The following is a 12,373-nucleotide window of genomic DNA, read 5'->3' on the forward strand; positions in this document are numbered from 1 at the left end:
ATCATGAATAGTTGCTTTATAATACTTGCTGGAGGTGAAAGTAAAAGATTTAATTCAAATACTCCAAAACCCTACACAAATTATAAAGGTAAACCTTTATTATTGCATTCAATTGATAAAGCTAAAGTTTTTAATAAATTTAATAAAATTGTTCTAGTAGTAAATAAAAAACACAAAAATTTTATCAATAAGCTTAATATTAAAAACATCAAAATTATCATAGGTGGTAAAACAAGAGCAGAGTCTGCCTATAATGCCTTAAAAAGTATTAAAGGAAATAATTTTAAAAATGTAATAATTCATGATGCTGCAAGACCAAATTTTTCTTTAAAACTTTTAAATAAATTAATGAATGAATTAAAATCAAATGATTGTATAATTCCTGCAATTCAAACTGCAGATACAGTTAAGCAGAAAATATCAAATAATGTTAAAAATTTAAAAAGAGAAAATATTTACTTAATCCAAACACCACAAGCATTTAACTATAAAAAACTTTTTGCACTTCAAAATAATAAAAGTGAAGAAGTTACTGATGATGCCAACTTGTTTGTAAGAGCTGGTAAAAAAATAAAGATTATAAAAGGAGAAGCCGCTAACAAAAAAATTACAATAAAATCAGATATTAGATTTAATAATTTAATAAAATTTGGAATAGGTTTTGATGTTCATAGGTTAGTGCCTAACAAAAAACTTTATTTAGGTGGAATTAAGATACCCTCACCTATTGGTACATTAGGTCATTCAGATGGAGATCCTGTGTTACACGCTGTAACAGATGCTATACTTGGAGCGTGTTCTATGGGTGATATTGGTGAAAAATTCTCTGATAAGAATAAGAAATTTAAAAATATCAGATCTACAATTCTGTTAAGTGAAATAATCAAGCAAACTGTAAAAAAAGGTTATCTAATAAATAATCTTGATATTAATATCGTTACTCAAAAACCTAAAATTCAAAAATATAAAAAACAAATAATAAACTGTATTGCAAAAATTTGTAATATCTCTCCCACTCAAATTAATATAAAAGGTAAAACAACCGAAAAGTTAGGTGTAATTGGTAAAGAAAAAGCTATAGCTTGTGAAGTTATAGCTTCTGTTATTAAAAATGATTAAATCTTTCAACTCATTATTAGTTACTATGTTTGGTCTTGGTAAAATTAGATATATGCCTGGAACATTTGGGTCACTGGCGACTGTAATTATTCTTTATTATCTATTCCACACTTTAAATATTTCACCAAATATAATTTTATTTGGATTGATAATAATATTTATTTACTCATTTTATGCTGTTTCAAGTTATATAGAAAATAGTGAAAATAAGGATCCTGGTGAAATAATAATTGATGAGTTTTTAGGTCAATCAATTCCTATATATCTTTATGAGATATCACATGGAACAACAAAAGATGGTGGTGAAGCTATTGTTTATTATGCTCTATTTTTTATTCTTTTTAGATATTTTGATATCATGAAGCCATTTCCTGTAAACTTTTTTGATAAAAACTTTAAGAATAGCTTTGGTGTAATTATGGATGATATCTGTGCTGGTTTTTATGTGGTTCTAACCCTTGTATGTTTCATGATTTTAAAGAGCTACATTTTATAATGAAAAATATTGTAAAAAAATTAATCAAAAAAAAACTTAAAATATCTTTTGCTGAGTCTTGCACAGGAGGGATGTTAGCTGCATCTATTACTTCTATTAGTGGTGCATCTAAAGTATTCAACATAGGTCTTATTACCTATTCTAATCAAGCAAAAATCAATATTTTAAATGTAAATAAAAGTATTATCGAAAAATATGGTGCTGTTAGCGCTGAATGTTGTGAGGCTATGGTTAAGAATTTAGCAAAGATATCTAAAGCTCAAATAAATGTATCTGTCACTGGAATTGCAGGTCCTAATGGTGGAACTAAAAACAAACCCATCGGATTAGTCTATATAGGAGTAAAAAGATCCAATAAATTGGTGATAACAAAAAATATTTTTAAACAAAAAACAAGAAGCTCAATTCAAAAAGCTTCAGTTAAAAGGGCCTTGGATATTGTTAGCTCTTTAATTTGAGCAGTTTTTTAAATTTTTTATACTGTTTCAGCTCTTTTTTGAAAAGCATCAGCAATTTTATTTAAACCAAATTCAAAAGATTTTTCCATTAACAAATTTAAAAACTTATTTTTAATTTCAAAATCAACATCAAAATAAACCTCAGTGATGTTATTATTTTCTATAAATTTCCAATTATTTTGTAAGTGTTTTAGTGGTCCATCTAAATTAGTAACATTAATCGTGTCATCTTTTTTATTAAATCTAACGTCACTTTTATAAGTATCGCTAAAAGGACCCTTTCCAATTGTTAAATCTGCTATGATTAAAATTTGATTATTTTCATCTTTTCTATCGTAGACTTTTGAGTCTAGGCAAAAAGGGATGAATTCTGGATATTTTTCGATATCCAAAACAAACTCGATAAGTTTATTTTTTTTTTATTTATACTTCTTTTAACTGATGCCTTAGGCATTAATGATTATTAATTCTATTTTGTTGAAGTTTAGCGAAATCTTCATCTGCATGATATGAAGATCTAGTTAAAGGTGTCGATGAAACTAATAAAAATCCTTTTGATTTTGCAATAGTTTCTAACTCTTTAAATTCATCTGGATGGTAATAACGATCTAAAGGGTGATGTCTTACAGAGGGTTGCAAGTATTGACCAACAGTTAAAAAATCTACATCAGCTGCTTTTAGATCATCCATCACTTGAATGATCTCCTCTTTATTTTCACCTAATCCAACCATTAATCCTGATTTTGTGAAAACATTTTTATTAACTAATTTTGCATTCTTTAAGAGTTCTAATGATGAAAAATATCTAGAGCCTGGTCTTACTTTTAAATAAAGTCTAGGCACAGTTTCAATGTTATGATTAAAAACATCAGGATTAGCTTCTAGTACTTTTTTATAAGCATCTCCTTTTCTTAGAAAATCAGGTGTTAAAACTTCAATTGATGTATTAGGATTTTTTTTTCTTGTTTGATCAATTACCTCAAAAAAATGATTTGATCCTCCATCGTCGAGATCATCTCTATCAACGGAAGTGATTACGACATGTTTTAAATTTAATTTTTTTACGGCTTCAGCTATTTTAACGGGTTCTAATGAGTCTAGTTTTCCTGGCTTGCCTGTTTTTACATCACAAAAAGCACATGCTCTTGTGCAAGTATCACCCATTATCATAAATGTTGCATGTCTTTTGCTCCAACATTCTGTGATATTTGGACAGTTAGCTTCCTGACATACCGTTACTAAATTATTATTATTAACAATTGTTTTTGTTAGAAAAAACTCTTTACTATTAACAAGTTTAGATCTTATCCAGTCAGGTTTTTTTTTGATTGGATTTAAAGGTTTGTTAACTTTTTCTGGATGTCTTGGCTTAGTTGTCATTCTTTTTAATTATATAAAGGGTCTCTCCTTCTTTGCCAAACATAAATTTTTCTCTAATTAAGGTTTCAACATAATCTAGGTCTAATTTAGTACTTAATAGAGAGTTTTTAAATTCAAGCTCTTTGATTTTATTAGATAAATTAGCTTCTTCAATTTTTAAATTAACTAAAATTTCTTTTTTTTTAAAATAAGAAAAAAGACCTCTTTCACCATCTAGAAGGTTAAAGAAAAAATAAAGTATTAAAAAAGTAGAGATTAATAAAAAATAATTTTTTTTTAATTTCCCCAGCATTAATGAATTTTACTCATTGATGCTTTTTTTCCAAGCTCTTCTTCTATACGTAATAATTGATTATATTTTGCAACACGTTCTGATCTAGCTAAAGATCCAGTTTTTATTTGATTTGAATTTGTACCTACAGCCAGGTCTGCTATAAAAGTGTCTTCGCTATCTCCAGATCTATGAGAAATTATTGTTTTATATCCAATGATTTGTGCAAACTTTATAACTTCAAGTGTTTCAGATACCGTACCAATTTGATTGAGTTTAATTAATATAGAGTTTGAAGAATTATTTAAAAAGCCTTTTTTAAGTCTTTCTAAATTAGTTACATACAAATCATCTCCAACTATTTGCACATTATTAGTATTTTTCATTAATTTACTCCATGCCATCCAATCATTTTCTCCAAATGGATCTTCAATAGATTTAATTTTGTATTTATTTATTATTTTCTTATATTCTTTAATAGATTGATCTACCGAAACAAATTTTTTTGAATGAATAGAATACTTATCTTTCTTCATTAATTCATTTGCCGCTACATCTAAGCAAATCGAAACATCTTTGCCATTTTTAAAACCAGACTTATTAATTGCAGCAACAACTAAATCTAAAGCTTTTTCATTATTACTAATCATTGGAGCAAAGCCCCCCTCATCTCCTACAGATGTTGACAACCCTTTCTTTATAATTAGCTTTTTTAAGTTATTAATTACAACAAAGCATATTCTCATAGCTTCTGAAAAACTCTTAGCTTTATCGGGTCTAATCATGAACTCTTGAATTCTTAATCCGTTATTAGCATGTGCTCCACCATTAATAATATTCATTAATGGATATGGTAATTTATAATTATTTTTTACTAAAAAAGTTTTATACAGTGGAACATTCTTAATCTTTGCTGAAAGCTTTTTAGCAGCCATTGATACAGCTAAAATTGCATTAGCACCTAAATTTGTTTTTTGCCTAGTACCATCAAGATTAATTAAGATTGTATCAATACGTGTTTGATCATGAATATTTGTACCTATTAATTTTTTTGAAATTTTCGTATTAACTAAATTGACTGTACCTAAAACACTTTTACCTAAATATTTTTTATTGTTATCGTCTCTTTTTTCAAATGCTTCATAAGTTCCGGTTGAAGCACCCGATGGACAAATGGCAGACGCACTTAATTTTTTTGAATAAACTTCAGCTTCAATTGTGGGGTTTCCTCTACTATCAAAAACTTGACGAGCTTTAATCTTTAAAATCTTACTCATTTATTTTTTAATCAGATTATCTATTTCAAATAATTGAGATAATAATTTTTCTAATTTATCTAATGGAACCATGTTAGGTCCATCAGATGGAGCATTATCTGGGTCTTGATGTGTTTCAATAAAAACACCCGCAACACCTACAGCTACTGCAGCTCTTGCTAAGTATTCTACAAACTCTCTTTGACCACCACTTGTTTCACCTAAACCTCCAGGTTGTTGCACTGAGTGCGTAGCATCAAAGATAACTGGATATCCATTTTTTGCCATTATAGGAAGTGACCTCATGTCAGATACAAGTGTATTGTATCCAAAACTAGCACCTCTTTCGGTAACTAAAATATTATTATTACCAGAGTCAGCAATTTTTTTTGTAACATTAACCATATCCCATGGTGCAAGAAATTGACCTTTTTTAACATTTATAATTTTTCCAGTTTTAGCAGCAGCAATTAATAAATCTGTTTGCCTACATAAGAAAGCTGGAATTTGTAATACATCAGCATAAGGAGCTACTACAGAACATTGCTCAGCATTATGTATGTCTGTTAAAATCGGAACATTTAATTCTTTTTTAATCTTATCAAAAATAGGTAAAGATTGTTCGAGACCCGCACCTCTTTGACCCTTTAAACTTGTTCTATTAGCTTTATCAAATGAGGTTTTATAAATAAAACCCATATTAAATTTTGAAGTAATTTCTTTGATTTTACCCGCCATATCCATGGCATGTTGCTCGGTTTCAAGTTGGCAAGGACCCGCAATAATGCAAATTTTATTATTATTTGCGATTTCAATATTTCCACAATTTACTTTAATATTTTTCATTTATAATTTTTTGCAGCCTTGATAAATGATGAGAATAAAGGATGTGGTGCTAAAGGTCTAGATTTAAATTCAGGATGGAATTGAACTGCTATAAACCAAGGATGGTTTTTTAACTCAATAATCTCTGGCAGTCTTTTATCTGGAGATAGCCCTGAAAAAATTAAGCCATTTTTTTCAAATTGGTCTTTATAGCTTATATTAACTTCGTATCTATGTCTGTGTCTTTCTTGGATTGATCTTGATTTATAGATTTTTTTAATTAATGAATTTTCTTTTAATTTAGCCTCATAAAGACCAAGTCTCATCGTACCACCTAGATCTTTATCTGTTCCTTTTATTAATTTTCCATCTCTATTCCATTCTGTAATTAAACCAATAATTGGAGTACCGGTGTTTCCAAACTCACTTGATGTAGCTTTTTTAATTTTTAACTTATTTCTAGCAAATTCAATAATAGCCATTTGCATTCCAAAACAAATTCCAAAAAAAGGTATCTTTTTTTCTCGTGCAAACTTAATTGCTTCAATTTTACCCTCTGTACCTCTTTTGCCAAATCCTCCTGGTATTAAAATTCCAGAAACTCCCTTTAATTTATTTTTTATTTCAGAAATTTTTAAATTTTCAGAATCTATTCTGACTAAGTTAACCTTTAAATTGTTATCAATACCACCATGAGTTAGTGCTTCATCTAAGGATTTGTAAGCATCCTTAAGGTCAACGTATTTACCAATTATTGCAATATTAATAGATTTTTTTGTTTGTAAAACTATTTTTGTAATCTTTTTCCAAGGATTTAAATTAACTTTTTTCCTTGATTTAATTTTAAAATATTCAAGCACCTGTTTATCTAAGTTTTCTCTATTGAAACTAATTGGAGCTTCATAAATAGTTTTAACATCAACAGTTTGAATTACATTTTTAATATCCACATTACAAAATAATGATATTTTTTTTCTATGATCTAATGGAATAGGTCTTTCCGATCTACAAATGATGATATCTGGTTGTATACCAAGGCTTCTTAATTCTTTTACAGAATGTTGTGTAGGTTTTGTTTTAATTTCATCTGATGCTTTAAGGTAAGGAACTAAAGTTAAATGAACAAATAAAGCATTTTTTTTCCCCACATCATTTGAAAATTGTCTGATAGCTTCTACAAATGGAAGGCTTTCTATATCTCCTACTATTCCACCAATTTCACAAATTACAAAATCTTCCTTTGAGGTATCATTTTTTATAAACTCTTTAATACGGTCAGTTATATGTGGAATAACTTGAACAGTTTTTCCAAGATACCCTCCTTTACGTTCTTTTTTAATTACATCACTATAAATTTTTCCTGTTGTGATATTGTCAGATTTTTTTGAAGATATTCCTGAAAATCTTTCATAATGACCCAAATCTAAATCTGTTTCGGCACCATCATTTGTCACAAAAACTTCACCATGTTGAAATGGGCTCATAGTTCCTGGATCCACATTTAAATACGGATCTAGTTTTCTAATTCTAACTTTGTAACCTCTTGATTGTAATAGATAAGCTAACGATGCTGAAGAGAGACCTTTACCAAGAGAAGAAACCACACCGCCGGTGACAAAGATATATCGCGCCATGGTAGTATCTTATAGACATTAAATATGAAAATGGAAAGAAGTATTTTATGTTAATTATTTATCCATTTTAAGAAAACATATAAATTTTCAATAGAAATCAAAATCGTGTTCTATCACCTTATCACCACATTTAGTTATTAGAAACAGTTGTCCCTCTGACTGCCAATTATTGCTTAATTCATTTCCACTACTATCTCTTTTTCTAAGAGATACATTACCTCTCATATCATATTTATCTCCTTCATATAGTTCCCTGGTTCCGGTAGGATGAAAAACACCATAACGATTGTAGGGATTGGCCATCCCGTTAAGTGTTGTTCTTGAACCTATATTTGAGTCTGCTTTTCTCGATAAATCTGTAATAGTAATTTCATTTATAGTAAGCCTGGCTAATTTTTCATTTTTCGTGTACCCATACTGATACACAACGTCCCTGCCGCCAATGAACATAGTATTACAATCATATTCCCAAGATTGTTCAGGATTCCACAAAAAATTAATTGTTGGGTTAAGCTCACACCACATTATATTTTCATAAACAGCTTTAACTATGGTTCTAAAATTACCTTTGCAAGCTGATTCTTTAGCCCCAGCTGTATACCCATTATAAGCAACAACCCCGACAGATGATAAAATACCAATGATGGCAACTACCACTAATAATTCAATTAAGGTAAAACCTTTTTTATTATTTATAACTTTCATTTTTAAAATTTATAATCGATTTGATGTATCTTTTTATATCAAAAGACGTCCATTTTAGGTTTAATAAACTAATGATATTTAAAAACCACTTTCTCTTACAAGAATAGCAATAATATTTTTAAACAATTTTGTAAAAGGGCTGTATCGACTCCCTTCAATATGAACATAACCAGGTAATTCGAATTGAATTTTACTACGTTTCGCAAGTTTGAAGTCTGCAATATAATGTGCTGTTTGTGGACGATATTGAAATTTTCCTCCTGTAAAATTTCTTATAGCAACTGGACCATTATGAATTGAGCTTAATGAAATGTAAGGAAGATTATTAACAGCAGATAAATCTAGTGATTTTGAAACTAAATAAACTTTATCATGAATTCCATCGTTTGGAATAAAGACAGCTGGGTTTTCTTCTAAAAATCGATCTATTTGTTCTTCTTTAATAAATCCTTTTACTTTTCCAGTACCAAATTGAACAATACCTAAAAGTTGATCTAAATTACTAACCCACATATCTTCAGATAAATTATAAAAATCTTTTATCTTTCCTTTAATGGGTGCTTTAATTAAAAGCTTATTTTGAACTTTTGTAAGACCAGATAATTCAGTTTGTAGAGCAATTAATCTTTGTTGTAACGTTAAGTATTGATCCATATTTCCTGCTGAATTACTTAATCGATTAATCTTTGTCTTGATTAGTTTTATATTTCTTCTTAATGAAATAATTTCATTCTCTAAATCAGGCGAATAAAGTTCAATAAGATTTTGTCCTTTTTCAACTTCATCATCTTTTTCAACTAATATTCTTTTAATCATTGAAGGATAAGGTGCGTAAATTTTTAAATACTGCTCAGAAATATATACTGCAGGTATTTTTAAAGATGACTTCCAGGGTAAGAATAAAACCATTAATAAAGCAGTAATAATGATTAAAGTTCTTTTGGTTTGTTTGTTAAATTTTATTTCAGATTTTAATTTGTACCAATTATTCACTTCACGAATTACCGGTAACATAATGAACCAATAAATTTCAACCGCAAACAGTATGATTCCTAAAAATTTAAATGCTAGGTGATAAACTAAAAGTGCAATACCTAAAAATAGAAAAAATCGATACAGCCATGTCGCCCAAGCATAAACGATAAAAGTCCATCTTCTTGAGGGGTTAATTTCTTCTGGAGGACTATGATTAAGACCAAATAAAGTTTCCCTTATTTTCCACCTTGCAAGAGCAAATGAACGAGGTTGTAAATTTTCAGCTTTTAACCAATCGGAAAAAACATAGTAGCCATCAAATCTCATGAAAGGACTTACATTAATTGTTAAGGATGAAATCCATGATGTTGTTGCAATGAAAAAGGCTGCACTTTTAAATCCACCCTCAGGTAAAATTCCCCAAATAAAAGTTGCAAATAACGCTAGATGTAATTCTGTAAGTATACCACCAAAGTTTATTAATAATCTTTCTTTGTGATTTCTAAGTCTCCAGGCATCAGTTGTATCGGTATATAAAAATGGAAAAAAAACTAAAAAAGCTATTCCAATCGCAGATACTCTGCAGCCATAGTGTTTTGCAATATAAGCATGTCCTAATTCATGAAGACATTTTACAAAAACTAAAGTTAAGAAATAAAGCATTAACCCTTGAAAAGAAAAGAAATAAAGAAAAGTGCTTTTAAAGGTTTCAAATTGTTGAGCGACTAAAAATAAACCAACAAAACCAAAGAAGTAAGTAATATTTCTAAATCGTTTTGAACCAAAATATTTTACATATTTTAAAGTTTTAGAAAGCCAATTGTCTGGTTTAAATAATGGAATTTTAAAAAATAGATAACTGTGTATTAAATATAATAACCAGCTCTTCTTCATGCTATTTTTTTGTTGTAGTAAATAGCTAACGTTTTGACCGGAAGGTTGGACAATTAAATTATTTTGGTGAAGAAAACTAATAAAACTTTTTATTTCATCTTCACTGGTTTCAATTCCTGATGAATTAATTTTCTTTTCAAAGTTTTTAATATCTTCACCTCCACTCCAGTTTTTAATAAGTTTAAAAGCAGTTAAACCAAGTGTGAAGTATTTATTTCGAATTGCATCATATAAAAGCCATGCTGGTGAACCATCTTCACGGCTATTACCACGAAAAACTTCTAAATCTTGTCTTAGATAAGGAACGATCATATTCCTATTAGTTGTCTTACAAAAGTAATTGGTTTTCTAAGAACATAATAGAATAGAAAAACCCTTGAACCATAAACTTTAGCCGTTCCTCTCAATCCTATTCTTGGAGGTTTTTTTCCCTCAAAACTAGCCCCTAATTTATAAGACAATATTTCTTCAGGAGACAAAGAAGGTTCGTAAGAAGATCTTAAAAGTTTTCCTTTTAACGAGCTAATTGGATTGATGTCTAAAAACACTTTAACTTTAGAATTTTCTTTAATCACTAACGAGTCTTTAACTGGCAACCATATCAAAAACTCAACTTCATCAGGATTTGCAACGGTCATAATTTTTTCACCCACTGCAACGGGTCGTCCTTGCCAATCATTTTTTTGATCTACAATTGCAATTCCTTTTTGTTTTGCAAATAATTTTGTATTTTTTAGCTTTTCTTGTGCTGATGCTACTTCTACTTTTTTTAATTCAACTTGTGCCACTAATTCTGCTAATCGAGCTTTTTCCTCATTATTCGTAAAGGATGATTGTCTGCTTCGAAGAAGTTCTTTTTGAGCTACTTGAAGGGATTGGTTTGTAATATTTAAATTATTCTTAAGTTCGATATCTTCTAATAAAACCAATAAATCACCTTGCTTAATTTTATCGTTATTACTTGCTACAATATTTTTAACCACCCCATCAAATGGTGAAGTAACTAAGCTTGGATTTTTTGCTATAACCTCAACTGGAGCCGTACTGGTTATTCGAATAGGTAAAATTAAAATTATAAAAATAGCTGCATAAATTTTCCATGATTTTTTTCCAGTTAAATATTTTTTATAATGATTTTTAATTGAAAAATCTTTTAAGAACGAATTAAAAGCATGACCATAAGTTGAAGACAAATGTCCGGCAAGTTCAATTTCGTTTTCAGAAAATTTTTCACTTCTTACTAATAATAAATAACCTTGTAGGCCTTTTTGAGGTGAAATAATTGGAATAAATAAAATGTTTTCGGGTAAATTTTTTGGTTTCTCAGAATTAATATTTTTAGCAATTTTGTCTAATTCTAAATTTTGAATTTCTTTATCACTTAACGATTTATCGTTGTTTACAAAGTTTTCTATAAAAGTAAGTAAAGGTGAGGTTCTATCAACTGTAGCTAAATCAGAGGTTGCTTTAATATTAAATTTATCCGCTGGTGTTTTTAATAATAAAAACGCACTGATATAATCGATAATTTGTCTTGTCTCATTTGCGATTACAAAACGTAGTTCGTCTTGAGATCTTGCTTCTCTTGCTTTTTTTTCTAAACCAAATAACCGAGCAACTTTTATGTTTTTATCTTCACTCAAAATTTAACGATCCCACTCATTCCAGGTATTAATGAATCGTATTTTTCATTAAACTGTGCTTTTAATTCTATTGTTTGACTAATTGCATCCACTGTAGCTCCTAAACTAATAACGGTTGCATCTAACGTTTCTCCAGTTTCATCAATAATGATTTTTACGCTATGTCCTTTTTTTAACCATTTAAGCCAATTACTTGGAGCAACAATTTCAGCTTCTAATAATCCATCCCCAACAATGTCCATTAAGGGTTGTCTTTGTTCTATACTGGTAAAAATAGTTGTATAAACATCCATCACTTTTCCATCATAAGGAGCAATGATTTCACATCGATCCACATTTAAAGTTGCAATACTCAATTCTGCTTTAGCCTTTTCATAATTTGAAACTGTTAATTGGTATTGAAGTTTACCAATTGATCTTAGTTCTAATAATTCTTTATCATTTTCTAATTGTATTCTTGCACTCTCATGTTCGGCTTTAATTACATCTTTTTGTGCTTTATAAATTTCACAATCAAAACTAATCAGCACATCCCCTTCTTTAAAAGCATCCCCTAGTAAAAAATTGATACTTTTCACTCTTGCAGCAATTTCACTGGAAATGGAAACTTTCTCCGTTGCGCTCACTAAACCTCGAGCTTCCCTTTCTTCAGAATGAACAGGGTTTAAAAATGATAAATAAATGAATAATATAAATAGTAATTGTTTCATGAGGCTA

General features: G+C 29.0%; 13 protein-coding genes. 3 read left to right on the top strand and 10 right to left on the bottom strand.

All coding sequences use genetic code 11. The features are described from left to right. Positions 1–3: 3 nt before the first annotated feature. Genes ispD through AC5SLT_RS03415 form a run of 3 tightly spaced genes read left to right on the top strand, consistent with a single transcriptional unit; the run spans position 4 to position 2,073 of the window. The gene (gene ispD / locus AC5SLT_RS03405; RefSeq protein ID WP_494592538.1) at positions 4–1,119 is read left to right on the top strand and encodes a 2-C-methyl-D-erythritol 4-phosphate cytidylyltransferase; all 1,116 of its coding nucleotides are present in this window, start codon (positions 4–6) and stop codon (positions 1,117–1,119) included. Next, positions 1,112–1,615, top strand: coding sequence for a phosphatidylglycerophosphatase A family protein (locus AC5SLT_RS03410; RefSeq protein WP_494592540.1), 504 nt, complete (start codon positions 1,112–1,114; stop codon positions 1,613–1,615). Before ispD ends, AC5SLT_RS03410 begins: the two co-directional genes overlap by 8 nt. Beyond that, complete coding sequence (locus AC5SLT_RS03415; RefSeq protein ID WP_018414094.1) at positions 1,582–2,073, top strand: CinA family protein; 492 nt, start codon at positions 1,582–1,584, stop codon at positions 2,071–2,073. The genes AC5SLT_RS03410 and AC5SLT_RS03415 overlap by 34 nt, the downstream gene beginning before the upstream one ends. Positions 2,074–2,090: 17 nt before the next feature. On the opposite strand, the gene AC5SLT_RS03420 is transcribed toward AC5SLT_RS03415, so the two are convergent. From AC5SLT_RS03420 to AC5SLT_RS03465, 10 genes are all read right to left on the bottom strand, one after another. Then, entirely contained in the window at positions 2,091–2,465 is a 375-nt protein-coding gene (locus tag AC5SLT_RS03420) for a type II toxin-antitoxin system RatA family toxin (protein ID WP_494574318.1), read from the bottom strand. 61 nt (positions 2,466–2,526) lie between these two features. Beyond that, on the bottom strand, positions 2,527–3,453 hold the full coding sequence (gene lipA, locus AC5SLT_RS03425; protein WP_018414093.1) for a lipoyl synthase: 927 nt from the start codon (positions 3,451–3,453) through the stop codon (positions 2,527–2,529). Next, positions 3,443–3,745, bottom strand: a complete 303-nt coding sequence (locus AC5SLT_RS03430) for an FtsB family cell division protein (RefSeq protein ID WP_006996975.1) — start codon at positions 3,743–3,745, stop codon at positions 3,443–3,445. Before AC5SLT_RS03430 ends, lipA begins: the two co-directional genes overlap by 11 nt. Beyond that, on the bottom strand, positions 3,745–5,001 hold the full coding sequence (gene eno, locus AC5SLT_RS03435) for a phosphopyruvate hydratase (protein WP_027306928.1): 1,257 nt from the start codon (positions 4,999–5,001) through the stop codon (positions 3,745–3,747). The genes AC5SLT_RS03430 and eno overlap by 1 nt, the downstream gene beginning before the upstream one ends. Then, positions 5,002–5,826, bottom strand: coding sequence for a 3-deoxy-8-phosphooctulonate synthase (gene kdsA / locus AC5SLT_RS03440; RefSeq protein WP_494592542.1), 825 nt, complete (start codon positions 5,824–5,826; stop codon positions 5,002–5,004). Continuing rightward, positions 5,823–7,439, bottom strand: coding sequence for a CTP synthase (pyrG, locus tag AC5SLT_RS03445; RefSeq protein WP_494592543.1), 1,617 nt, complete (start codon positions 7,437–7,439; stop codon positions 5,823–5,825). Before pyrG ends, kdsA begins: the two co-directional genes overlap by 4 nt. 87 nt (positions 7,440–7,526) lie before the next feature. After that, entirely contained in the window at positions 7,527–8,144 is a 618-nt protein-coding gene (locus AC5SLT_RS03450) for a pilin (RefSeq protein ID WP_494592546.1), read from the bottom strand. A 78-nt stretch (positions 8,145–8,222) separates the two neighbouring features. Next, on the bottom strand, positions 8,223–10,325 hold the full coding sequence (locus tag AC5SLT_RS03455; RefSeq protein WP_494592548.1) for a site-2 protease family protein: 2,103 nt from the start codon (positions 10,323–10,325) through the stop codon (positions 8,223–8,225). Next, complete coding sequence (locus AC5SLT_RS03460; protein ID WP_494592550.1) at positions 10,322–11,656, bottom strand: efflux RND transporter periplasmic adaptor subunit; 1,335 nt, start codon at positions 11,654–11,656, stop codon at positions 10,322–10,324. The genes AC5SLT_RS03455 and AC5SLT_RS03460 overlap by 4 nt, the downstream gene beginning before the upstream one ends. Then, positions 11,653–12,366 carry an efflux RND transporter periplasmic adaptor subunit gene (locus tag AC5SLT_RS03465; RefSeq protein ID WP_494592552.1) on the bottom strand — a complete coding sequence of 238 codons (714 nt, stop codon included), beginning with the start codon at positions 12,364–12,366 and terminating at the stop codon, positions 11,653–11,655. Before AC5SLT_RS03465 ends, AC5SLT_RS03460 begins: the two co-directional genes overlap by 4 nt. Positions 12,367–12,373 lie beyond the last annotated feature (7 nt).

Source organism: Candidatus Pelagibacter sp. PS_11, from assembly GCF_059417975.1.